General features: G+C 42.7%; 18 protein-coding genes and 2 CRISPR repeat arrays. Of the genes, 6 read left to right on the forward strand and 12 right to left on the reverse strand.

What is annotated here, in order from left to right:
• Positions 1-463: 463 nt before the first annotated feature.
• Both ACE3JL_RS06065 and ACE3JL_RS06070 read left to right on the forward strand, forming a co-directional pair.
• Complete coding sequence (locus ACE3JL_RS06065) at positions 464-898, forward strand: hypothetical protein (RefSeq protein WP_002774994.1); 435 nt, start codon at positions 464-466, stop codon at positions 896-898.
• A gap of 5 nt (positions 899-903) precedes the next feature.
• Positions 904-1,281 carry a DUF5615 family PIN-like protein gene (locus ACE3JL_RS06070; protein ID WP_002774995.1) on the forward strand — a complete coding sequence of 126 codons (378 nt, stop codon included), beginning with the start codon at positions 904-906 and terminating at the stop codon, positions 1,279-1,281.
• Between the two features lie 326 nt (positions 1,282-1,607).
• On the opposite strand, the gene ACE3JL_RS06075 is transcribed toward ACE3JL_RS06070, so the two are convergent.
• The 9 genes from ACE3JL_RS06075 to ACE3JL_RS06115 form a co-directional block, all read right to left on the reverse strand.
• Positions 1,608-3,143, reverse strand: coding sequence for a hypothetical protein (locus tag ACE3JL_RS06075; protein ID WP_375329062.1), 1,536 nt, complete (start codon positions 3,141-3,143; stop codon positions 1,608-1,610).
• Positions 3,144-3,387: 244 nt separating this feature from the next.
• On the reverse strand, positions 3,388-5,139 hold the full coding sequence (locus ACE3JL_RS06080) for an RAMP superfamily CRISPR-associated protein (RefSeq protein WP_375329063.1): 1,752 nt from the start codon (positions 5,137-5,139) through the stop codon (positions 3,388-3,390).
• A 1-nt stretch (position 5,140) separates the two neighbouring features.
• Positions 5,141-5,611, reverse strand: a complete 471-nt coding sequence (locus tag ACE3JL_RS06085) for a hypothetical protein (protein WP_271987669.1) — start codon at positions 5,609-5,611, stop codon at positions 5,141-5,143.
• Positions 5,608-6,492, reverse strand: coding sequence for an RAMP superfamily CRISPR-associated protein (locus ACE3JL_RS06090; protein ID WP_375329064.1), 885 nt, complete (start codon positions 6,490-6,492; stop codon positions 5,608-5,610). The genes ACE3JL_RS06085 and ACE3JL_RS06090 overlap by 4 nt, the downstream gene beginning before the upstream one ends.
• Positions 6,493-7,497, reverse strand: a complete 1,005-nt coding sequence (locus ACE3JL_RS06095; RefSeq protein WP_375329065.1) for a CRISPR-associated protein — start codon at positions 7,495-7,497, stop codon at positions 6,493-6,495.
• A gap of 284 nt (positions 7,498-7,781) precedes the next feature.
• Positions 7,782-9,473: a type III-B CRISPR-associated protein Cas10/Cmr2 gene (locus tag ACE3JL_RS06100; protein WP_375329066.1), complete on the reverse strand. Its 1,692-nt coding sequence runs from the start codon at positions 9,471-9,473 to the stop codon at positions 7,782-7,784.
• Between the two features lie 214 nt (positions 9,474-9,687).
• Positions 9,688-11,413: direct repeats of the CRISPR family, unit length 35 nt; unit sequence GTTTCCATTCATACGCTTCACGAATTGGAAGCAAG.
• Positions 11,414-11,870: 457 nt separating this feature from the next.
• Positions 11,871-12,011, reverse strand: a complete 141-nt coding sequence (locus ACE3JL_RS06105; protein WP_375329067.1) for a hypothetical protein — start codon at positions 12,009-12,011, stop codon at positions 11,871-11,873.
• Positions 12,012-12,041: 30 nt separating this feature from the next.
• The gene (locus tag ACE3JL_RS06110) at positions 12,042-12,227 is read right to left on the reverse strand and encodes a type II toxin-antitoxin system RelE/ParE family toxin (protein WP_223210821.1); all 186 of its coding nucleotides are present in this window, start codon (positions 12,225-12,227) and stop codon (positions 12,042-12,044) included.
• A 72-nt stretch (positions 12,228-12,299) separates the two neighbouring features.
• Positions 12,300-12,515, reverse strand: a complete 216-nt coding sequence (locus ACE3JL_RS06115; protein ID WP_002741152.1) for a hypothetical protein — start codon at positions 12,513-12,515, stop codon at positions 12,300-12,302.
• A 234-nt stretch (positions 12,516-12,749) separates the two neighbouring features.
• Between ACE3JL_RS06115 and ACE3JL_RS06120 the strand changes: the two genes are divergently transcribed.
• Complete coding sequence (locus tag ACE3JL_RS06120) at positions 12,750-12,968, forward strand: type II toxin-antitoxin system HicB family antitoxin (protein ID WP_002741155.1); 219 nt, start codon at positions 12,750-12,752, stop codon at positions 12,966-12,968.
• A 95-nt stretch (positions 12,969-13,063) separates the two neighbouring features.
• The gene (locus tag ACE3JL_RS06125; RefSeq protein ID WP_375329068.1) at positions 13,064-13,207 is read left to right on the forward strand and encodes a hypothetical protein; all 144 of its coding nucleotides are present in this window, start codon (positions 13,064-13,066) and stop codon (positions 13,205-13,207) included.
• Between the two features lie 502 nt (positions 13,208-13,709).
• Positions 13,710-14,331: a CRISPR direct-repeat array (repeat unit 35 nt; unit sequence GTTTCCATTCATACGCTTCACGAATTGGAAGCAAG).
• Positions 14,332-14,718: 387 nt separating this feature from the next.
• Here ACE3JL_RS06125 and ppk1 read toward each other — a convergent pair.
• From ppk1 to ACE3JL_RS06140, 3 genes are all read right to left on the reverse strand, one after another.
• Entirely contained in the window at positions 14,719-16,887 is a 2,169-nt protein-coding gene (gene ppk1 / locus ACE3JL_RS06130) for a polyphosphate kinase 1 (protein ID WP_375329069.1), read from the reverse strand.
• A 551-nt stretch (positions 16,888-17,438) separates the two neighbouring features.
• Complete coding sequence (locus tag ACE3JL_RS06135; protein ID WP_375329070.1) at positions 17,439-17,990, reverse strand: DUF4435 domain-containing protein; 552 nt, start codon at positions 17,988-17,990, stop codon at positions 17,439-17,441.
• Complete coding sequence (locus ACE3JL_RS06140; protein ID WP_375329071.1) at positions 17,968-19,323, reverse strand: AAA family ATPase; 1,356 nt, start codon at positions 19,321-19,323, stop codon at positions 17,968-17,970. The genes ACE3JL_RS06135 and ACE3JL_RS06140 overlap by 23 nt, the downstream gene beginning before the upstream one ends.
• Positions 19,324-20,297: 974 nt before the next feature.
• On the opposite strand from ACE3JL_RS06140, the gene ACE3JL_RS06145 reads away from it, so the two are divergent.
• Together ACE3JL_RS06145 and ACE3JL_RS06150 are read left to right on the forward strand one after the other, a co-directional pair.
• Entirely contained in the window at positions 20,298-21,176 is an 879-nt protein-coding gene (locus ACE3JL_RS06145; RefSeq protein ID WP_375329072.1) for an Hpt domain-containing protein, read from the forward strand.
• Positions 21,177-21,493: 317 nt separating this feature from the next.
• Entirely contained in the window at positions 21,494-23,479 is a 1,986-nt protein-coding gene (locus ACE3JL_RS06150; protein WP_271988518.1) for a BamA/TamA family outer membrane protein, read from the forward strand.
• Positions 23,480-23,683: the final 204 nt, after the last annotated feature.

The raw sequence follows: 23,683 nt of genomic DNA on the forward strand, positions 1-23,683 counted from the left end.
TTTGACTGGTTGAGAAAATACAGATCAAGATGCTTGCTCTCAGCTTTTGAGATGGTTTAACCTCTCAACCAGTTAGTCATACTAAATCCGTTGATTATAGGCTACATATCAGAATAGCCGAACGGCAAAAGAAGTAGAAGGGCATCGGAGGGGTTCAACGAGAGAATAAGGATTTTAGCGATTGTCTTACCCCCTCAGATGCTTATAGATTGTCACAACAACATAAACTTAGCTTATGGTAATACTCAAAGAAAAGGTTTTTCTCCGCGCCACTACCTTGTACTAAATCTGGTTATTAAAAACTGATTATTTATTCCCCCTTTTGCCTCTCCTCATAACTGGCCTGTACTCAAAGGATTTAGTATTAGTCCTCCTTTTTCGGTGAACGGTCAATTCTTTAATGGCATTGGCAGGATGAGTTGAGTTACACTGTAAACAGTGTAATTAAAAGTTAAAAAAATTGATGTCCCAAGTTGTTAGCACCAGACTGCCCGACCACACAGCAGAAAGACTGAAACGGTTAGCCCGCCGATTAGGAAAAACCCCTAGCGAAACCGGCGCGATTTTAATCGAGGAATCCCTCCGAGAAAGCGAGTTCCCCTATATTGAATTTCGCCATTCTCCTTTGGGGCGGCAGCCCTACCTAAAAAACTCCAGTTTGGCTCTGTGGGAAGTAATTCAAATCGCTCAAAGCTACGGACTAGATGAAGAAAAAACGGCGGCACATTTTCATCGACCCCTGGAATGGGTACGCTCTGCCCTGCTCTATGCCGAAGCCTATCGGTCCGAAGTCCAAACTGCGATTTCCGATGCTCAAGCGATGAATGAAACGACGATAAAGCGGCTCTTACCGCAATTGGAAACAATGACGGTTTCTGCTGATTTGAGCGGGGAATAGCTAAAATGCTATCTTTTTTATTGGATGAACATATTTCTCCGACGGTTGCCGAACAAATTAGTTATAAACGTCCAGAAATCTCGATTTTTCCTTTGATAACTTGGCAAAAAGGTAGATATTTGGGCTATTCGGATGAAATTGTCTTAAAAGCGGCGGCTGAAGCCCGATTAACTCTAGTAACCTACGACCAGAACAGTATTCCCCCGCTTTTGTGGGAATGGGGAGAAGCTTGGAAAAGTCATAGCGGCGTTATTTTTATCGATTATGAGTCTATTCCCCCTAGCAATTTCGGTCTTTTGATCCGTTCGCTTTTAGCCTTGTGGGAACTGCAAGGAAAGCAGGATTGGACTAACCGACTTGTTTATTTGAAGCCAAAAGTCTAATTCTTTTGCACAGATTGCGATCTGATGTGTTATATTAGTTAGAGGTGTGGCATAAATGACTACAATTATCCATCGCGAAAAGACCTGATTTTTGTCTACGCATGGAGACGTAGTATGAAAATCACCAAAATCGCCGGCATTAAGCTTTCCGCGTTAGTTGTCTGTAATGTAGTCTCGTTAGTTGCACCTCACCCAGCGATCGCACCTACGCTAAACGTTCTGGTCTGGGGATCGATCGAAATCTGCATCAACAACAGAAAGCCAAAAGATGAAAAATAAGTAATCAATATCCCCTAGTTTAAATAAAAACTAGGGGAACGTATTTTTTATAGGGATTTGGCTAATTTTTCGAGACGATGCTTTAAAGGGGTATAATCATTTTCCGTCCATTCACATAGGGTTTCCAATGCAGAAATAAATTTATCTTTAATCTTCGTTTTATAAACCTCATCTACGTTTTGATTTAGATTAATCCTTTGAGAATTGCAATAGCTAACCTTGTCTTCAAGATACTTTCTTAATTCCTCGGGATTGGTGAGATAAAGAATCACTTCTTCTTTTTTTACTCCCCGTAAATTGTGCATTAGTTGGTTACGGCGATCAAATTCATGCTCTCTGTCTCTTGTGGATGACCAAATTAATAATTGCCAATCATTATCATCTCCAATTTTCGTAAATTCTTTGAGTAAAGGAAAAAGTTCATGAGGACTCTGAAATTTATAATTGTCACCTTTATCTAATTTAAGTTGCTTAATCACTTGCTCGACATTTGTTTCTTTTAAGTTAAGTGATAATCCTTTCTCGTTCCATTCTTTAAAACCTCCGGGTATATGTTTTTGTAAATAGAGTGAAATAGAAGCTTTTAAAAACGTTTCTTGAGCGGCAGATAATAGAATAATTGCTTGAAGATAGTTTTCTTGTTTCAAGAAATATTCGATTAAATCTAAGGTTTTACGAACTCTCTTGATCGCTTGTGTCGGATCAAATTCATCGCCAGTATCTATGGTTTTAATATTAAAAAGATCGATGTAGCTTTCTAGCTCCTTAATTTTTTCTGAGTTATTGTATCCTACCTCTTTTAATAATGCTAATGCCGACCCCGGAAAACCATCTGTGATTAATTTTTTAGCCTTCTGTATTTGTAATTGTTTCCAATAGCTAGAACTCGGAATAATTTCGGGGCTTGTTTTAATATTATTTTCTTCATAATATCGATTAACTATCAAGAACTTGACGTTAGAGAAGTAACCAATACTGACAAATTGAACAGCCGAGGAAATAGCGGGGGTACTAGCTTGATGACTGATGTAAAAAACATCGTCTTGCTGTATTTTTGTTAACTCTTCGGTGACAAGAGTTAACACTTGATCCCAGTGATCTAGTCCTCTATTATTAACAGAAGGCTGTAAAGTGATAAAATCCGGTTTTAGCTTAAGTTTGGTCTGGAAGTACCATTCAAAAAGCGGTTTTAAGGTACAGGTATCTTGCCAGAAAGGACAGGAAGAATTTTTGATGTCCGATGTTTTAAAAAGCTTTTCTTGATCGGTTAGGATGATATAAACTCGATCGGGAGATTTTTTATCTTGAAATGCTTGAATTAAAACATCAAGCAAAGGGAATACTAAATCTGAATAACAATGTTCATGATCTTTATAAACTAATCCCAAAACTCTAGCGGCAACGGGAAAAAAGTTAGTATTTTTTTCTTTTTTTGGCTCGATAAAATCTTGACCCGTTCCTTGGCAATGACAGAGAGGTTCTTTCTCTCTAGCCGTGGTAAAGAATTTCTGCCCTCTCGTCCAATTGGCATCGGTATTTAATTGAATATCGCTGTTTCCCGTTGTGATAATCCAAGTAGTCATGGTTTTACCCGATAAATATGGTTTGCTGAATAAATGGGCAATATGGACGAGGTAAGGGTTTTAGGGTTCTGTTTTGCTCTCACAGGTGCAAGATTTTGATCGTCGTTCAAAACCTTGCGTCTTTATCGGCCCGCGTCCTGTAGGGGCGAAGCATTCGGGCAATAACCTATCGGTGAAACTGTAGATTTTCTATCCGAATGCTTCGCCCGTACTTTTTCAGCATACCCGATAAATATGACAAATATTACCAAATTTTTACAAAGTCCGATCGCTCGTTGAGAAAAGCGATAAAATGAGCGCTATCCTCGGTTGGTTCGGGAAAGAAAGTCAATAGTTCGATCGGTGGTTTCTGTTGTTGCAGTTTACCTTCAGAATTCAATTGATAATAAGGGTAAATTCGATGCCAAAGTCTTCCAGTTTGCGAGTCCCGTCCGATACTTCCTTGTAAGTTCCGCAGGGTGTGGGTTCCCCCGTAAGGTTGATGAAACCACGTGATCGCTTTAATCCGATCCTCGACAATTCTTCCCCAGACTTGCACCCCACCTTGATTATCGTAAGGATACCAAGCTTCTCGCCAATTACAGTGTACAGGATTATCAGGATGAATAGTATAGCCTTGTTTAGCGGCGTAATTCTGGAATCGTATCCGAAGGCGATCGATAAATCGTGATAGATCTTGTTGTAAATCGGTGATAGGAAGATAAAGAGATTCTGAAGAGTCTATAAATTTCCAATGACACCCGATCATCGGTTTATTGCCTTTTTCTAAATAGGGATGGAAAAACTGCCAGTGATCCGCTCTTCGCCACGATTTGCCGAATCCACCGAGTAAGAGAGAGAATTGCACTATTGCCTTGGCTAATTCCGCGAGTTCTTGTCGTTCTTCCGAGGAAGTGCGAGGATTCATACAGGAAATTTGTAAAGTTCCCCGTTTGAGATTGTATAGAGGCATAATTTGCTCGCTTTTACCCGGAGGAGTGTAACGATGTTTGTCAAATTTTAAATCACCATCTTCATAAGTGAAACTGATGCCGAGTTGTCCCAGAATCGCCGCTCCGTCGATACCCCCCCAGAGGATTTGGGTCAGATGTTTAGCGGTCTTTTCATCGGTCATTCCTCCTAGTAAACGTAGGGTATGACCTCGAAGGGCTGCTTTAAACATATTGGGACGGAATTCGGGAGTTTTGTCGAGTAATGTAGCGGCGATTCCCTGTCCTTTGAGATGAACTTGTAAGAGGGTTTCTGGTGAGGGTACATCTTTAAAGCGACCGTATCCGGCGCTAACTCTGGAACCGAGTCCATTGCCGAGCGCTTTCTCCCAAATTTGCCAGATCGTTCGCCATTCTTGTTCGTCGAGGGGAATGGTACTGGAAATCCCGAAGTTGAGAGTTACCTCGTGAAAAGATAAGAGTACATTAGCGTTAGTTTTTTCGTCTTGAATAACTTGTTTTTTCTGCTGGGGATGAGCGATATCGACTAAGTTTTTAGTCCAGTTATTATCCGTAGGATAGCCTCCTAGAAAGCGCAGAATACCTGGTTCGGAACCCTGATCGCCTTGGGAGGGTTTGCCGCAATATCTGAAAGCTTGTTCGGTAGTACAGGCACAGGCACGACGGAAAGCCCCTTTCATCGATGATCCGGGGTAGTAGGGATAGCCTCGCGCACCGATAGCTGGTCGGATAATGCCATCATCTTGACCTCCATTGGTGACGAGTCGCCAAGTCATAGTATAGGGTCGCGTCTTGGCTTCTCTGCTAAATTGCGGTGGTTCGGGGGAGTTATTTCTGTTGACGGGAGATAAATTTCGTCTCCATTGGTTACTGTTATCGGGTTGTGGGGATTTACCCCCACTATCGTCAGCAGAATGATAAAATTTTGTCCACTGATCGACCCAATCGTAGGCTCGCGATTTTTGTTTATTTTCTTGTCTTTGTAGTTGACATCTTCCCTCGATCTGTGCTTGATAGAGGAGGGGTACATCTGACCAGTCTGGCATTTTATTCTTCCTCCTCGATCTTGGAATTTTGGGGGTTGGTGCTAGATTGTTTGTATCGTTGCGTCCACCAGACCAAGCTATCACAAAGTTGGGTGAGGACGTAGAGAGCGATTCTCTGATCTTCTAGGGGAAAAGTTTCTTGATTCCAGAACTCTCTGGCGATCGCTTGGATAGCTTTGGTTTGAGCTTCCGGTTTATCTTGAGGATTAATCTTGCCACGGGGAACCCGTAATCCCGCATCTTCTAAGATATCGACGAATTTCTGCCAGACATCTCGCCAGTATCGTCCTTTTTGTCGATCAGTAGCGTCATTTTTGTCGATCAATCTCAGGTGTTCACCCCAAAAACGTTCTAAACCGTAGGCGACGGTGGTTCTCATTTTGTGGGATTCATTTAACACTTTCTCGCTGTCTCGGTATTTTAAGACCAATTCCTGGGCAGCCCGATCGAGGTTATAAGGATTCCATGTCATGAAGCACCTCCCGATAAGTTTTTCAAGGTCATCATGCAGTGGCCGAAGCCGACCGATTCGAGTCCCCCTAGATAAATATCCCCCGTTTTATCTTGTTCCAGTGGTTTCCAGTTGTCCCAAACGTTATCATCGATCGGTTTAAGGGCAAGGGGAAAAGCGAGGACTGTTCCTTCTGGTATTGCCTCGACATTAAAAAACGCTTTATTAGCCGCCACTTTCCGATCTTCTTCTAACTGCACGCGACTCTGACGATAGAGGGCCATATCGTGGATCATACCCATATCATTGTCATCGACCACCACGGCGGGCAGGTTTTTGAGGGGAAACCAGGGTGTTAGATCCCGATTCGGGTAACTCACCGTGATAAACCCCAAGTTGAAGAAAAGTACGGGGTCAGAGTTGTTTTTGGAACGGGTTTTTAGAGTTTGCGAGCCGGTGTACGCGGGGGGGATGTCTGCCTTCACGTCGGCAATGCGTTGGTAGCGTCGTAGTAAACTCGGACAACTAACCCAAACGATCGGTTGTCCGGGGCAGAAAACCGGCAGCCAGACGATCGAGGCGTGTTCTGGTTTGATAATCGATTCGTAATCGTAGTTTTCCTGTCGGTTTTTTTCCGCACCGCGGCCGTACCAGCGTTCCACTTCTTGTAATGCGCTCGTTTTGGCCTGTTCTGGGGATTGCCCTCGCTTCTTGTATTGGCTTGTTAAACGGGCTAACATATCGGAGCGGAGACGACCGCGTAGGGAACTACTGGGGATTATGCCTGTTTGGGTGAACTGATCGCGAAAGATTAGGTTAAGGTTGCCGCTTTCTTCCCCGGCGGCGGCTCCCAGATGGAGTGGGGCAAGGGTTTCAATGATGCCGTAGGCTTTTAGATACATTCAATTCAATCCTTTTATTGTGAGCGGTAGAGATAGTCCACAGCCGATATGTTTGAGGGGAAACCCCTCTCTAGGAAACCAGTCTTCCGGCCAGTCCCACCACGATCGCCCGATCGGTTCTTCCAGCACATACACGCTTCCCGAAGGAACGGAATACCTACCCCGTCCCAAGCGTCCACCTAAACCGTAACGGTAGGGGATGGGTTTGTCGGTGAGCAGCAGTTGAACTGAGGGGAAATCGGGTTGTTCGGGAATTCGGGAGGAAAATCGTTTCGATCCCCAGATGGCCGGAGTAATCGTCGCAAAGGCCTGTTCGATTGGCTGTCTCAGCAATTGATAGATGGCCCAATCCGGTTTCATCTCAACGCTCTCGATCTCGACTAGATGATTTTCTCCGCCGAATTTATACCATCCCGGATCGAGGGGATGGGTGGCTAGATAGATCAAACAGGTTTCCTCCTTCATCTGCACGGCGTATTCTAAAAACAGACCGTCCTTCTCGACGGTACAGCGTCGATCGATCTCTAGCTTGGGATGTAGGATCGGGGTAAATTCCCACGGCGAGAGTTCCGCCAATCCGTTGTCGGCGATGTATTGCGCCAATTCTGTCCAATCTTCACTAGAAATCCAGGAAAATTCGGGTTCTATTGAGTCCTTGTCGCAATCTCGCTCCCAGACGACTTGTCGATCGGGTGCAGCTATGATTCGCCATTCGTCGGATTTGTCGGTGGCGATTATTTTCGTGCGGGGAATCGGGATATAGACGTTACGAAGACTATTGGTTTTGGCCCAGAAAGGGCCGGCGATGAAGAGGTTGTCTCTTAATTCCCGATGGCTATACTGATGGGTCGTTTTATTGGCGCTGAAAAATAGTCCGGATAGGGTGGCGGCATCGGGGGGAAATTTAGAGCCAGAACGTCCGACAAGGTTTTCTGGGGAGAGGAACGCGCCGGAACTGCCGTACATCATGCCGAGGGGTTTAATGATGATGAGATGGGAAAACATAAGTAGGGTCTGCTGAAAAAGGTTTTCCTGGGGGCAGGGTGTGGGGTGTGGGGTGTGGGGTGTGGGGTTTTAGCGATTTTCATCTGGTCAATTACCTAATTTTCAGGGAAAAAGTTCAGGGATTTTACCCCCGATCACTCCAATGGTTGGCACTTTTTGAGGGAAAAAAAGTCTAAAAGGTTTACCCAACAAGGTTTTTAGATTTATTCAGCAAACCCTAAGTAGTCGTGCAAAATTAATTTCTTGGTTAGGATAGGCAATAGGCAATAGATTCGGATTTAGGATTATTTTTTGATCGTTTCCCCGATCGAGAGATGCCAACCGATCGCGATCAGTTCGTCTATCCAGCGAATGATCGCCCTAGCGTAGTCCTTCGATGGCGCGCCCTCTGGGAGGGAGACGATCTGATCATCTTCTTCTTCTAAAATTTCTTTATAGCCGCTAAAGTATAGATCGAAAAACTGTAGGAGTGTGGAGAGGTTATCGAGGATTTCCAAGTCTGCGCCATCGGAATGGCTTCTAGGGTTATCGAGATAGCCCAGACCAAAAGCGTGACGGGCTTTTAGTCGGGCGAAGTCGCTATAGATATGACCCCAGTTTTTCCCACCGTCCCGATCTCGATAGTGGTTTAGCGTGTTCAAGTATTTCCATCTGGTTGTCCATTGAACATATTGCCCGTTGTTAAATAAAACGCGGATGGTGAGGCGATCGCGTCCTAGTTTTTTCGAGCGCTGTTCTGCTTCCCGACAGTGCTGTAAAACGTCTCTCTGGGGAATGCTGTGGGCTGCCCAAACGAAGCCGAGACTTAGAGTCACCCGTTGATTGATCTCTTCAGTTTTTCCAGTTTTCCACTGTTGATCGAGGGTTTGTAGCCAGTGAAAAACTCGATCAAGATCGATCGAGTCGAGTTGTGGATCGGGAAATTGGCTATTATAAACGATGCCTAAAAAATCATCTCCTCCCGCGTAAATTATTCTGCCGAGTTCGGTCTGGTTAAAGTCCCTCTGAAATTTTTGTCCCCACTGACGCATAATCTTGCTGAAATCTCGGATTTTTTGGTCTGAGCCGAGGTTTTTCAGGTAATCGCCTACTTTATCGCCATCTCCCATGAACCAGCCCGTTTTTTGTCCCACTGAGGCGGGGTTATCTTGCGGTCTCCTGATCAGGTCTCGAAATCCTCGCTGGCGAAGTTCTTCGGGAAGTTCGACTCCTAGAGAGCGGGCGATATGTGGGAGAGTGATCAACCGTTTGGTTAATTCGGGAATATTCAATCTTTCGTTTCCATCGATGTATTTGCCTTCCGGTTGTTTATCTTTGGGTTGACCGTCAGGATCGTTAACTCCATCGAGTAGGAAGGCTAATCTTCGGTAGAATAGGGCGATATGTCGGTTTTCTTCGCTCCAGTCAAGCGTTTTCATATCTTGGTTTTCCCGATCCATCCCGTACCAAGCGATCGCGTCAGTCCCGGACAGACTAGAGCTTTCCCCGACCCAATTCACCCCTTGCCAATTGCGGGCGAGTTTACGATTTTCTAGATCGACCATGGCGGACTCTAGATTGTCCCCCATGCCCCAGAAAAATTCCCAGGTGCGTTTTTCCCACTTTTTCCAGCTTTTTTGCCAATTCCATTCTGAGGATCGATAGTAAGGCGCGAGGGCGTTTTCGACCCATTTTCTACAGGTTGCGAGAATATTTTTCCAACGATTTAAAAAGGCTCGTTGCAGTTCCGCAATGATTTCCTCGGAGGAGGAGGACTGCATTTCGCTATCGATTTTCAGGAGAACACGGTTGGGCATTCCCTGTTGGGAGTTTAGGAGTCCGGGGCTAATTAGGTGGTACTGCTCGGGCCGGTGGGTGACGATTGTACTGGTCAGATCCGAGAGAATCTGAGAGGCTCCGTACAGGTCCCTCAATTTGCGGGATTTTTCAATAAAGCTTTGGACGGGGGAGAAGGTGATCGCTATATATTTGGGCATAAAGCTATAGAAAACTCGATTGTTTAAGAGGTATATTCAACAGCCTTGAAAAGACCTAGAAAAGACTTATCTCTGGCTAAAAAAATAGGATTGTTAGATTAATTGGCTCTTTTGTACTTTTATATCTATCACTAAATTTCTAATTATTGTGTTAATTTTAAATAATTTTTCTTAAACAATCTTTATTTTTATTGATTTTTATTAATTAAGCATCGTTTCTATTCAGGCACTTAACTAATTGGAATTAAAAAAATTGTAGGGTCAATTCATGAATTAACCCTACACATTGTTTCCATTCATACGCTTCACGAATTGGAAGCAAGTCTTGGTTCTGCGGAGTTGGCCGCGGTGTGTGTTGTGTTTCCATTCATACGCTTCACGAATTGGAAGCAAGACCTCAAGGATGCCCTCATGGCCGCCTTGGACGAAATCGTTTCCATTCATACGCTTCACGAATTGGAAGCAAGGCTATCTTAAAAAAGGGAGAAGTTGGGGGCAAGATACTGTTTCCATTCATACGCTTCACGAATTGGAAGCAAGCTTTATTATCAGTGCTTTCTTCCCTCGGAACTTGCTGTTTCCATTCATACGCTTCACGAATTGGAAGCAAGAAAAAATGTACGAAATCACAGAGGATGATATCAAGGCGATATCGTTTCCATTCATACGCTTCACGAATTGGAAGCAAGAAAAAATGTACGAAATCACAGAGGATGATATCAAGGCGATATCGTTTCCATTCATACGCTTCACGAATTGGAAGCAAGGATCTCAAAAAATTTATCAAGTGGTTGTTCCACTTGTAAATGTTTCCATTCATACGCTTCACGAATTGGAAGCAAGACGAGGGCCTGCCCACGGGCACGTCCGCAATATACGAATACGACAGGTTTCCATTCATACGCTTCACGAATTGGAAGCAAGTATTGCTGTTTTGTGTTTTGTTTGCGCTTATTTAGTTTCCATTCATACGCTTCACGAATTGGAAGCAAGATAAAGAGGAGGTAGTGTGCACAATAGAGGACGAAAAGTTTCCATTCATACGCTTCACGAATTGGAAGCAAGGTGGAGAAAGGCCGCCAAGTCTTTCTAAACACCATAGTTTCCATTCATACGCTTCACGAATTGGAAGCAAGCCAGCTCTAAACTGTCTGAAAATGAAATCAAGTTTATGCGTTTCCATTCATACGCTTCACGAATTGGAAGCAAGGCGGATGAAGGATGCTAAGGATGCTGAAGAGAATCCGTGTTTCCATTCATACGCTTCACGAATTGGAAGCAAGAAACCTGTTGTTGATGTGTACGTGTCCCCAGGCAGTGCCGACGTTTCCATTCATACGCTTCACGAATTGGAAGCAAGAATAATCTTTCATTCGCTGATGGTAATATCGCAATCGCGGGTTTCCATTCATACGCTTCACGAATTGGAAGCAAGAAGCATTGGGGTAGCCAGTGGACCACTGGGTGCAACGACGAGTTTCCATTCATACGCTTCACGAATTGGAAGCAAGCTTTACCTTAACATTTCGTTGCTCCGTGAGGACCAAATGTTAAGTTTCCATTCATACGCTTCACGAATTGGAAGCAAGGCAAAAGCAGTTGTTGAATTTAAGCTGGAAACAGGTTTCCATTCATACGCTTCACGAATTGGAAGCAAGGATCTAGAAAAAAGCGGCGAGACCCGCCTCCTCTGGTTTCCATTCATACGCTTCACGAATTGGAAGCAAGATCAAAAGCTCGAAAGAGCAACCCAAATCTACAACGGGTTTCCATTCATACGCTTCACGAATTGGAAGCAAGTCAAAAGGATATAGCTTTAGGGATTGGCGGATAGTTTCCATTCATACGCTTCACGAATTGGAAGCAAGTAACTGAAATAGTTTCACTGCATACCGGCTACATTCGGTTTCCATTCATACGCTTCACGAATTGGAAGCAAGACTAGCTTTGCAAAGCTAGGCTGTACAAGGATTGTACAACGATTTTTCGTGGGATACTGAAAAGCATAGACATTATTAATAATAATTTTCAATAGTCACCTCGGTCATCAGGCTCAAAGCCTTACTGGACAAGGCATCGACGCACCTCAACGAAAACTCTAGATTTTCAGCCATTTTGTCTAACCCGCGAAAAATGTTGATAACCGATAACTGATAAGTAGCTGGTTATAATTAAATTAAAAATGGATTTTAGGTTCGATCCCCCCTGCCCCCCTTGATAAGGGGGGTGCCGATCCCCCCTTAATCCCCCCTTGATAAGGGGGGTGCGGATCCCCCCTTAATCCCCCCTTAATAAGGGGGGCATCTGACAACTTTTAACGCCTACCTACTTAACTGATAACTGATCACTGTTCCTATGGACTAATACCCGCAGATTTAAGGGCTTTGTCCATTAAAATTACATGGGTACTGCTTTCCTGTCCCTCATTGTCAGGACGACATCGCTTTTTGATGATGAGGAATAGCGATCACTTTTGGGATAAGCAACTTTTTTGGCGATTTTGATGAGGAGGAGTGCGATCGCTTTTGGAAGGAGCATTTTTTTGGAATGGAAGTAATTAAACTAAAACTAATCAGAATAAATATCTCGACGATGACCAACTTGATGAATCGTAATAAAGTCATCATCAAAAGAATATATCACCCTGTAATCGCCAATTCTAAGTTTAAACAAACCGCTTAAATTAGAACTTAAACTTTGATGTCTAATATCATCAAAATTTTCATTTATCCAACGAACTTTTTTAAAAGACACGCTCCCGAACAACTGCTGTAAGCGACTCTAAACCTTCAAAAGCTTTATCGGTAAATTCTATATGGCGAGGCATTACCAATCTAATCCTAATCTTTGAGCTACTTCTTCCGCAGAAATTCCCCGTTCTCCATTTCGAGTTCGCTGTAAAGAGTCAGCTAGAGATTGAGAGACTTCGGTTTTAAGTTGTTTATCAACATCAGGATCATTTAGTAGAGATTGAACTGTTTCTGTAACAGTTTCTTGAATCAAAAACTTAAAATCTTCAACACTTAGGTCTTTAACTTGCATTCTTGTAATTAGAACTCACTATTCTGACTATAGCATCGTTTAAGAATAGCGATCACGTTTTGTGGGGATACAATTGGAGGATGCGATCGCTTTTTGATGATGAGGAATAGCGATCACTTTTGGAGAGTCAACTTTTTTGGAGATTTTGATGAGGAGGAGAGGCGATCGTTTTATTATCAAAGTCCTATAGAAATGAGATAGGATCAGGAAATTCCTGTAAAGTGTCAAGAATTTATGAAATCCATTAAAATCATTGTGGAAAAACATTCTGATGGCTATATCGCCTATCCATTGGGAATTCAAGGCGTAGTAGTCGGTGAGGGTGATACCCATGAAGATGCTCTTATTGATGTGCAATCGGCGATCGCTTTTCATGTTGAAACCTTTGGGGAATCAGTTCTCGAAGCTGACTCATCTTTATTAGAAGCCTTTGTTGTAGAAGCAATAGTCTAATGGCAAAATTTCCGGCTGATGCCCCTAAAGCCAAAGTGATTAAAGTTCTTGAAAAATTTGGTTTTTCAATTGTTAGATAAAAAGAGCATATTTCTATGATTAGAAAAAATCCAGATGGAACAACAACACTTTTAACGCTACCCAATCACAAGCAAATTAAAAGCTCTACACTAAGGATTATTTGCACTCAAGCGGGTATCTCACGAGATGATTTTATTGCTTCCGATGAAAAGATTTAAAGCAAAATCCTTTAAATGTGATTATTTGGTCTTTTGAAAGTGCGATCGCTACTTAGGGTTTGCTGAAAAAGTACGGGCGAAGCATTCGGATAGAAAATCTACGGTTTCACCGATAGGTTACTGCCCGAATGCTTCGCCCCTACAGGACGCGGGCCGATGAAGACGCAAGGTTTTGAAGCACGATTCTCTCAAAATCTTGCACCTGTTTCACGAGAAAAGCCACAAAACCCTGACCTTGCCTACATTTCACATTTATTCAGCAAACCCTACTTATGAGGGGTTTGTAGCCAGTGGAGAACTCGATCGAGATCGATCGAGTTGTGGATCAGGAAATTGGCTATTATAAACGATGCCTAAAAAATCATCTCCTCCCGCATAAATTATTCTGCCGAGTTCAGTCTGGTTAAAGTTCCTCTGAAATTGTTGTCCCCACTGACGCATAATCCTGCTGAAATCTCGGATTTTTCTTAACCGATGAGATGGGATTGATCCCTGGCATTCTGTTTCCATTCATACGCTTCACGAATTGGAATTAAAAAAATTGTAGGGTTAATTCATGAATTAACCCTACACATCGTTTCCATTCATACGCTTCACGAATTGGAAGCAAGTTAACCCCCAAATCCAGCGTTTGCTGGAGAAGGGCTGCGTGTTTCCATTCATACGCTTCACGAATTGGAAGCAAGCGGAATGTAGCACCCGCACCCTTGTGCGGGTCGCTTAATAAGAGTTTCCATTCATACGCTTCACGAATTGGAAGCAAGGGCTGCGCGCCTCGCCTTTGCCAAGGCTGCTGTGTGGTTTCCATTCATACGCTTCACGAATTGGAAGCAAGAATAGCGGTTTTGGTCGCCCTCTTGGGCGAGATTTAGTTTCCATTCATACGCTTCACGAATTGGAAGCAAGATAACCGCCATGGAGGTCACTCCCGACCAATTATTCTCGTTTCCATTCATACGCTTCACGAATTGGAAGCAAGATTGTCGCACCTGAGGATTGTCAATTTTCTGCTTGGTGTTTCCATTCATACGCTTCACGAATTGGAAGCAAGCAGAAGAAGAGGAGTAAAATTCTCTAATCCTCTCGCTAGTTTCCATTCATACGCTTCACGAATTGGAAGCAAGACTAGCTTTGCAAAGCTAGGCTGTACAAGGATTGTACAACGATTTTTCGTGGGATATTGAAAAGCATAGACATTATTAATAATAATTGTCAATAGTCACCTCGGTCATCAGGCTCAAAGCCTTACTGGACAAGGCATCGACGCACCTCAACGAAAACTCTAGATTTTCAGCCATTGTGTCTAACCCGCGAAAAATGTTGATAACTGATAACTGATAAGTAGCTGGTTATAATTAAATTAAAAATGGATTTTAGGTTCGATCCCCCCTGCCCCCCTTGATAAGGGGGGTGCCGATCCCCCCTTAGTCCCCCCTTTAATCCCCCCTTAATAAGGGGGCATCTGACAACTTTTAACGCCTACCTACTTAACTAATAACTGATAACTGATCCTATGGACTAATACCCGCAGATTTAAGGGCTTTGTCCATTAAAATTACATGGGTACTGCTTTCCTGGCCCTCATTGTCAGCACGACGCTGAATATAACTGCCATCGGATTGTAATTCCCATGCTTGTCGGTTATCTGACAACATAATGCCGAGAATTTCTTCCAGTTCCTTGGCGATCGCTGGTTCATCGATGGGTGTCACTGCTTCCACGCGACGAGTCAGGTTCCGCGACATCCAATCGGCGCTACCAATATACACCTCCTCCTGACCACCATTGTAAAAGTAAAAAATGCGGGAATGTTCCAAAAAGCGGCCGATAATGCTAATTACTCGGATATTTTCGCTTATTTCTGGCAATCCGGGCCGTAAACAACAGATGCCGCGAATAATCAAGTCAATCTGCACACCGGCACGAGAAGCGGCGTATAAAGCTTCTATAATCGGTTTATCCACAAGAGCGTTCATTTTTGCCACAATGCGCCCCGTACCGCCATTTTTACAGTTTTTGGCCTCGCGATCGATCATTGCTAACATCCGTTTTCGCAAACTCACCGGAGCAATTAAAAGTTTGCGGTAGGATTGCTGACGGGAGTATCCAGTCAGAAAGTTAAATAAATCGGTGATATCTGCCCCTAAATCCTCGCGACAGCTAAGTAAACCCAAATCAGTGTATAATTTGGCAGTTTTTGGGTTATAATTGCCCGTGCCAATATGGAAATAACGACGGATTTTATCCCCTTCTTTTCTGACCACGAGAACCACTTTTGTGTGGGTTTTTAGACCAACTAAGCCATAAACAACGTGAACTCCGGCTTGTTCGAGCTTTTTCGCCCAACTAATGTTATTTTCCTCATCAAAGCGAGCTTTTAGTTCCACTAACGCCGCTACCTGTTTCCCATTTTCCGCGGCTGCAATCAGGGAATTGACAATCGGGGAATCTCCAGAAGTACGATACAAAGTCATTTTAATCGCTAAAACATGGGCATCATAGGCCGCCTGGGCGATAAACTGTTGTACCGAGGCACTAAAGGAATGGTAAGGGTGATGAACGAGAATATCGTTATTGCGAATTAAAGTAAAAATATCTTCGCCATCCTGTTCTAAAATGCCGTCTTCGTTACCGTCAACTATTTCTCGCAATCTCTGTAAAACCGGTGGGGTGACGGGACTCCAAGGGGGATCCTTCAGTTCGGGACAGGGTAAAGACAGAAAATAAAATAAATCTTTGTGTCCCAGCAGTCCATCCACATCGTAAACATCGATCTCCTCAAGTCCCAGATCGCGCATGATCCGGTCTTTAATATTGCTAGGAGTAGAACTGTGGATTTCCAGACGTACTGCCGATTTACCGATGCGGCGCTTGCGTACTTCTTCCTCGATCGCTAATAATAAATCATCGGCCTCATCTTCTTCAACGGAGATGTCAGCATTGCGCGTCACCCGAAAAGGATAACATTCTTGGATGATCATGCCGGGGAAAAGTGCCTCTAAATTGTGCATTACCACCTGTTCAAGGGGTACTCCAGTCCAAATCGAAGCTTTTCCGTCTTGGTGGCGTAATTCTTTGGATAATGCCAGAAAACGGGGGAAAACCTGCGGCACTTTCACCCTGGCAAATAGTTCTTTATCGGTGTCGGGATCGCGAACGACTACGGCTAAATTGAGACTAAGATTAGAAATATAGGGAAAAGGATGACTAGGATCCACCGCTAGAGGAGTTAAAACGGGGAAAATATTTTGTTCAAAGTAATCGTGGAGATAATTGCGCTGTTCTTGATGTAAATCCACATAGTTAATCAGATGAATTCCCTGTTCCACTAAGAGGTTTTTTAGGGTGTGTTCAAAAAGACGATCCTGCTGTTGTACAAGGGGACGCAGACGTTTACTGATCTCGATTAGCTGTTCCGAGGCAGTCCGGCCATCGGCACTTAAAACGGCTACATTTGCCTCTACCTGTTGTTTAAGCACTGCCACCCGTACCATAAAAAATTCGTCGAGATTGGCACAAAAAATGGCGGTAAATTTTAATCTTTCCAGTAGGGGAGTCCGAGGATCAAGTGCTTCATAAAGCACGCGACGATTAAATTCTAACCAGCTTAATTCTCGGTTGAAGTAATATTGCGAATCTTTAAGATCGATTTCAGAAGTTACGGTAGAAGCTTTAGCCATAGAGTCTAATACCTAAATAATAGATTAAACAGTTAGTAAGAAGCCACTCAAGTCTAAATTTGACTATTTTTGGCGTTTTTTTAGGCTAGAATGCCCCAGATTAACCAAAGTTACCCCGATTATCTTGGATGCTAGTCCTACTGATTCTAGCCTGACTGGGGAAAAAATCAATTTATTAAAAGGTTAAGAAATCAGTCCCGACCGATTAAGGTTAAATTAATCTTTCGGTGAAATTAGAGTGCCAAGAAGAACAATAGGCATGATCTGCTGAGAATATTGTTTTTAAAGCCCAGCTTTGATCATAACACAAAATCGAGCCGATCTGACTTGTTAAATATATCATCTCCAACTTCAGGCAATAATCCGAATCAGAATATTTTATAAGGATGATGATTAGATTGCCAATTAATCATTAGTGTATATAGGGCTTGCTGAAAAAGTACGGGCGAAGCATTCGGATAGAAAATCTCCGGTTTCACCGATAAATTATTGCCCGAATGCTTCGCCCCTACAGGACGCGGGCCGATGAAGTGCCTACATTTCACATTTATTCAGCAAGCCCTAATTAATTCGTCAATATTTATTGACAGCTTCTCTTTGTCAATAAACTTACCAAACTTTAATCCTTCAAACTTTAAATCCAACTTATTTCTAAGAGATAGCAATCTTAATTTACCAATTTCCTGCCCTAACTTTAGTAAAGTTTCTCTAATATCTTTGGAAAAAGCTGCAATTTTTTCTTCACTTCCTCGTTCTTTTAATAATTTATCGAAAGCAGCAGATTTAATTAACATCATTTCCAAATCATGTTCATCGGTTAAAAAGAGATTATTACTGTCGGAAATTTGCTGTTCTATTCTCGAAAAATCCGCATCTATAACAGCAACAACTCGGCAAAAATTTTCTTTTTCTAAGATGGATAATGCTTTGATAGCATTATTTTTACCAGAGGCAATTGTGATCCTAACCTCTTGCTTGTTTACTAATCGCTCATAAATAAGTTTATCACTATGACCTTCAACAATTAAAAAAACTCCCTCATGATCGCTGCGTAGTAAACGAATGCTATTAGCAATTCTGTCAGGTGTTATCTGTTCTCTCATCTTTGCTTTTTTGCTTTGGTTTCTCTAATTCAACTGTCAAATCCCAACGATCATTAATAATATCAGGAGAATGGGTAGCCATCAAAATATCTAACCCGGAAAGTTTCGTGATTTCCTGTAAATCTTTTAAAAATTCCTGCTGCCATGAAATATGAAGTGACATTTCTGGTTCATCAATTAAGATCAAAGTATTAGGTTTAACTTTAAATAACAATTCATATAAAATTACTAATTCGTGCTGTTCCCCAGAAGATAAATCTGTTGGTGATAAAACCTCCCCTTCTTGGGTAGTGAAGATAAACCCTTTACTTTGATCAATAGTAACACTTTTGAAAGAATATTTTTTATTAATTATATTTTTAAATAGCTCTACTTTCGGATAAATGTCATTGAATACATTGAGCTTTTTATCTACATCCTCAATATAAACCGATAATAACTTTCTGGTGCTATCATCAATACTATCTCTAACTTGAAAGTTAGAATCTTCATCTTTTTTCAACAGTCCTGCACTAATTAATTGATTTCTTTCCCTTTCAAGTTGATCAATTTTTTCCCTTAGTTCATCATCGGTCAATGATGCCTTTTTTTGTACAACTCTCGCTGGAAAGGTTCGGTCTAAAGTTTGAGATAGTTGTCCATACTCTGCTAATTTAGTTTGAATATTTTCTGCTAAATCTTCAGAATAGCTGGCCACAGAGTACAATGTCATCGGCCTCCTTATAGTTCTGCCAATTTTGGCACTATTGGCAATATCTAATAGACGTTGTGATTCAATAAAACGAACATTAATAGAGTCTCGAATTTTCTTTAACCAATCAGGATATTCTTTCTGGAATTGCTTGGGTAAATATTCTCCAAATCGTTCATAAATATCTTCTAGATACAGAATTTCTCCTGTGGGGGGATAGAGCCATGTTTCTGATCCAACTCTATCTAAATCGGGTATGAAATCATCTATCATACCGAGAGGGAAAGAGATTGTTTTCCCGTCTGGTGAATCAGGAGAAAAAGTCGGTTCTTCTTTTTGATCGGAGGAAGTAAAATTAAAAGTAATCTTTGGTCTTGCATTACTTTTTTTATTTCTACTGGTGGAAGGTTTGAGAATATCCACAAAGCTTTTATCGTCAAAAATTATAGTAAATTTTTGAAAAGGAATAGCTCTTATCTCTGAATACTTTGAGTTAAAAAAACCATTGACCAATCGCAGTATTGAGGTTTTCCCAAAGCCATTTTTACCATGAATAATAGTTATTCTTTCCTGCATATTGAGATTAATTGTATGGTCAAATATGCCAAAAAGATGCTTAACTGTAATTTGTTTAATTCTCATACCAGCTTAATTCTCGGTTAAAGTAATATTGCGAATCTTTAAGATCAATTTCAGGCTTTTCTCGGCTTTGTGTGATAATTTGGTTCTTCCGAACTTACAATGTAGAAAATTCCCCAAGCTCCCTCTCTGTCCAGCAATGCTCTAAAGTTGATAAATATCAATCTAACAAAAACTCAAAGCTTTACTATACAAGCTTTACAAGCATAAGTTGTTAATAGTTTTACATGACAGGTTCGGTAGAGCCGATAATTTTTGCTTATGGAATCGTGAAATGCTTACTGGACAAGACTTTTAAGACTATTTTGCGGATATTCTATCAGTATAGACCTCGTTTCTACACAGAAACCAGAAGAGCCAATTTCAGAAGTTACGGTAGAAGCTTTAGCCATAGAGTCTAATACCTAAATAATAGATTAAACAGTTAGTAAGAAGCCACTCAAGTCTAAATTTGACTATTTTGGGCGTTTTTTTAGGCTACATTGCCCCAGATTAACCAAAGTTACCTCGATTATCTTGGATGCTAATCCTACTGATTCTAGCCTGACTGGGGAAAAAATCAATTTATTAACAGGTTAAGAAATCAGTCCCCGCAAGACGAGAGATCAAGGTTAAATTAATCTTTCAGTGCAATTAGACTAGAAGGAAGAAGAATAGGAATAATTTTCTGGAAATATAGTCGGCAAAACCTTGCCTAGCAAGACTTCTAGGGATGATAAGCACTGATGATCACACAAAGTCGAGCAGAACCGAAATTGGACTTATTGGCGAACTAGACAGTGACTTTGCATCCTCTCAAGCTTCTTGATTAGGATTGACCTTGAATACCTAGAGAGTAAGCAATATAACCATCTGGGTGTTTTTCGACAATCATTTTAAGGCTTTTCATCAACAAGATATTGCCTCATAACTGATATGTTTCCTGAAAAACTGGGCAATCTAAGACTAGACAGCATCGTGATTAGGGGGATAGGACTTTGGACTCCGCTAACAATCAGAAAATTCTCGGCTATTTCATCGAAGAAGCAGAAGAACACCTAGAAACTTTGGAACAGGGGATTTTAGACTTAGGCAATCTCGTCAACAACACTGAACAGATGAACGAGGTGTTTCGTGCCGCCCATTCCGTCAAGGGGGGAGCGGCCATGTTAGGTTATAGTAGTATCCAAAACACTGCTCACCGTCTTGAGGATGCTTTCAAAATACTGAAAGAAAATCCTGTAGAAGTCGATCAAAAATTAGAATCTTTGTTCCTCAAGGGTTATGATCTGCTGCAGACATTGATCAATAAGCTACGGGCTCCCGTGGGTTTACAGGCCGAGGAGGCTAACGTTATCGTTAAAAAGGGTGAACCGACTTTTGCCGAATTACAAGCCCATCTTAACTATCTTCTCGACCAAAAAAAATCTACCCCAGCTGTTGCGGCAACCTCCTCTATCTCCATCCGCGTCAGAGATATACTCAAACAGATGTTACAACTGTTCAAACAGGAAGAAACCAGCGCTTCCCGTCAGCAATTACAAAAATTAATTTCATCTCTGTCTAAATTGGCTTCAGAACAGCAACAATGGCAATATTTAGTTAAAAATGCCCAATCAGCCCTAGCCAACCCCAAACATTCCTACCGCACTCTCGCCCCAGTTATTATTAAAGAATTAAAACAAGCTAGTGATTTATTAGAATGGGGTCGCAGCGAAGAAATCACCGTCAGTCAAGAATTGCAGCTATTAGCCTCCGCCAAATTACCACAAATCTTGATCACCCTAGAACCGGAATTAGTAGCTAGTACCCTGCTGCAAATGTTCAATCGCCAACAGGTGTCGCAACTGGTACAGTTATTACAAACGAGACGTTGACATCTGCCCCGGCGTAAAAAAGTGGGAGCCAAACCAGAAAAAGCTAAGATATGGCAAGATAAAAACTTAATGCTGAGGGCTGACCAATATCAGACCTGATGCAGTGTCTCTTCAGTCACCGGTCAAGCTGGGATTTACTGAGAGTAAGCAATCTGCTAGAGTTTTAACGTTCGTTAAATTTCTCTGGCAGAGAAAACAAACAAAACCATAATGGTGTTAACGGGTGTGTGGAAGTGCTTAAAAATCTCAACTTTTCGAGGCGATACTCCTCGCTGGCCCTGCTGCTGGCTATTTTCGGATTATTTCACGGGACTGTAATGGCCCAAGAAGAACCGCAAGAAACGGTTTTTCCCCGCGTCGAGCAGCTAGTACAGTCTCCTCCTGCGACGGCAGAAACTACGCCACCCGCGGCAGCACCGACGGAAACCCCGACGGAAACCCCAATCCCTACAGAACCCGCCACCGCAGCTCCACCGGCACCGGCGGAGGAGTCGCGAGTTTTGGTGGCTGAAGTGGTAGTACAAGGGGCTAATCGAGAATTAGAAAATCTAGTTTATAACACCATTCGCACCCGACCTGGACGCAGCACGACTCGATCGCAACTACAAGAAGATATTAACGCCGTTTTTGCTACGGGCTTTTTTGCCGATGTGCGGGCAGTTCCCCAAGATACACCCCTAGGGGTGCGAGTCACCTTTGAGGTGCAACCTAACCCCGTTTTTCAGGGCGTACAGATTCAAATTGCCCCGGAAACCGTGGACAAATCGATTTTACCGGCCGGGGTGGTCGAGGAAATTTTCGCTAGTCAATACGGCAAAACCCTGAATTTACGGGAACTACAGGCGGGGGTAAAAAAAATCAATGACTGGTACAGCAAAAACGGCTATGATCTGGCCCAGGTGATCGGGTCCCCGCAAGTCACTCCCGATGGTCGGGTGATTTTGGTCATTTCCGAAGGTTTAATCGAAAAAATTCAAGTACGTTATTTTAATGTCGAACAGGAACCAGTCAAGGGTAAAACCAGAGAATTTATCATTACTAGGGAAATGCGCCTAAAAGCGGGGGATATTTTCAACCGCAATACCGCCCAACAGGATTTACAGCGTGTTTTCGGTCTCGGTTTATTCGAGGATGTGCGTCTGTCTTTTTCCCCCGGCAGCGACCCAAGGGAGGTGATTGTTAACGTCGATGTGGTGGAAGGTAATACCGGTTCCGTGGCCGCTGGGGGTGGTATTAGCTCGAATGCGGGACTATTCGGCACTGTCAGCTATCAACAGCGCAATTTTGGCGGTAATAACCAAACTTTGGGGGCGGAAGTTCAGTTAGGGGAACGGGAATTTTTATTCGATCTGAGTTTTTCTGATCCTTGGATTGCCACGGATAATTTCCGCACCTCCTACACGGTCAATGTTTTCCGGCGACAGTCGATTTCTCTAGTTTATGATGGGGAAGATTCCTCAATTCGGACTCTTAACGATAATGATAGTCCCCGTATCGTCCGCACGGGTGGCGGTATTACTTTTGTCCGTCCTTTGGCCCCTGATGTGTTTACAAAACCAAAATGGGTGGTTTCCCTAGGTTTTAACTATCAACAGGTACAGGTGCAGAATGCCAATGGTGACATCTCCCCCTTGTCTGCACCTCTCAATGGTTTTAGCAGTCAACAACTGTCTTTTAGTTCCTCTGGGACTGATGATCTACTTTCCCTCAATATTGGCGCTATTCAAGATTTTCGCGACAATCCCCTGCAACCCACCAGTGGTTCTTTCCTGCGTCTAGGTTTGGAACAAACTATCCCCGTCGGTTCTGGCAGTATTTTCGGCACTCGTGTTCGGGGTAGTTACAGTTACTTTATCCCCGTTCGCTTTATTAATTCCTTTAATCTCTTTGAAACCGATATTTTTAAAGGTCAGCAATCCCTCGCTTTTAATGTGCAAGCAGGGACAGTATTAGGCGATTTACCCCCCTACGATGCTTTTATTGTGGGGGGTAGTAACTCTGTACGGGGTTACGCCGAGGGAGAAGTGGGTAGCGGTCGCAGTTATTTCCAAGCGACGGCCGAATATCGTTTTCCCATTGTGGCAATTATCGGAGGGGCATTATTTGTCGATTTCGGCACTACTATTGGTTCCCAAGGTGATGTCCCCGGTCAACCCGGTATTGTCCGGGATTTACCCGGTACTGGTCTCGGTTACGGTTTAGGTGTTCGGGTACAATCTCCCGTCGGCCAAATTCGGGTTGACTACGGTTTTAATGTCGATGGTAGTTCTCGTATCCATTTCGGTATCGGGGAACGATTCTAATCAGTTACCAGTTACCAGTTACCAGTTACCAGTTACCAGTTATCAGTTACCAGTTACCAGTTACCAGTTACCAGTTATCAGTTACCAGTTACCAGTTACCAGTTACCAGTTACCAGTTACCAGTTACCAGTTATCGATAAATTTAGGGACTTGCGTAGGAATAATATCCCAGCCAGAAAATTGCTCTGTAGAAGAACCAGACCA

The organism is Microcystis sp. BLCC-F210 (genome assembly GCF_042134685.1).
GTDB classification, from domain to species: domain Bacteria; phylum Cyanobacteriota; class Cyanobacteriia; order Cyanobacteriales; family Microcystaceae; genus Microcystis; species Microcystis aeruginosa_D.

Excerpts from the sequence above, each read along its gene's own strand:
- ACE3JL_RS06095 (WP_375329065.1), bottom strand. The coding sequence starts at position 7,497 with ATGTTTTCCCATCTCATCATCATTAAACCCCTCGGCATGATGTACGGC.
- ACE3JL_RS06140 (WP_375329071.1), bottom strand. The coding sequence starts at position 19,323 with ATGAGAATTAAACAAATTACAGTTAAGCATCTTTTTGGCATATTTGAC.
- ACE3JL_RS06080 (WP_375329063.1), bottom strand. The coding sequence starts at position 5,139 with ATGCCAGACTGGTCAGATGTACCCCTCCTCTATCAAGCACAGATCGAG.
- ACE3JL_RS06090 (WP_375329064.1), bottom strand. The coding sequence starts at position 6,492 with ATGTATCTAAAAGCCTACGGCATCATTGAAACCCTTGCCCCACTCCAT.
- ACE3JL_RS06135 (WP_375329070.1), bottom strand. The coding sequence starts at position 17,990 with ATGAGAGAACAGATAACACCTGACAGAATTGCTAATAGCATTCGTTTA.
- ACE3JL_RS06065 (WP_002774994.1), top strand. The coding sequence starts at position 464 with ATGTCCCAAGTTGTTAGCACCAGACTGCCCGACCACACAGCAGAAAGA.
- ACE3JL_RS06115 (WP_002741152.1), bottom strand. The coding sequence starts at position 12,515 with ATGCAAGTTAAAGACCTAAGTGTTGAAGATTTTAAGTTTTTGATTCAA.
- ACE3JL_RS06070 (WP_002774995.1), top strand. The coding sequence starts at position 904 with ATGCTATCTTTTTTATTGGATGAACATATTTCTCCGACGGTTGCCGAA.
- ACE3JL_RS06120 (WP_002741155.1), top strand. The coding sequence starts at position 12,750 with ATGAAATCCATTAAAATCATTGTGGAAAAACATTCTGATGGCTATATC.
- ppk1 (WP_375329069.1), bottom strand. The coding sequence starts at position 16,887 with ATGGCTAAAGCTTCTACCGTAACTTCTGAAATCGATCTTAAAGATTCG.
- ACE3JL_RS06125 (WP_375329068.1), top strand. The coding sequence starts at position 13,064 with ATGATTAGAAAAAATCCAGATGGAACAACAACACTTTTAACGCTACCC.
- ACE3JL_RS06105 (WP_375329067.1), bottom strand. The coding sequence starts at position 12,011 with ATGCTCCTTCCAAAAGCGATCGCACTCCTCCTCATCAAAATCGCCAAA.
- ACE3JL_RS06150 (WP_271988518.1), top strand. The coding sequence starts at position 21,494 with ATGGCCCAAGAAGAACCGCAAGAAACGGTTTTTCCCCGCGTCGAGCAG.
- ACE3JL_RS06100 (WP_375329066.1), bottom strand. The coding sequence starts at position 9,473 with ATGCCCAAATATATAGCGATCACCTTCTCCCCCGTCCAAAGCTTTATT.
- ACE3JL_RS06085 (WP_271987669.1), bottom strand. The coding sequence starts at position 5,611 with ATGACATGGAATCCTTATAACCTCGATCGGGCTGCCCAGGAATTGGTC.
- ACE3JL_RS06075 (WP_375329062.1), bottom strand. The coding sequence starts at position 3,143 with ATGACTACTTGGATTATCACAACGGGAAACAGCGATATTCAATTAAAT.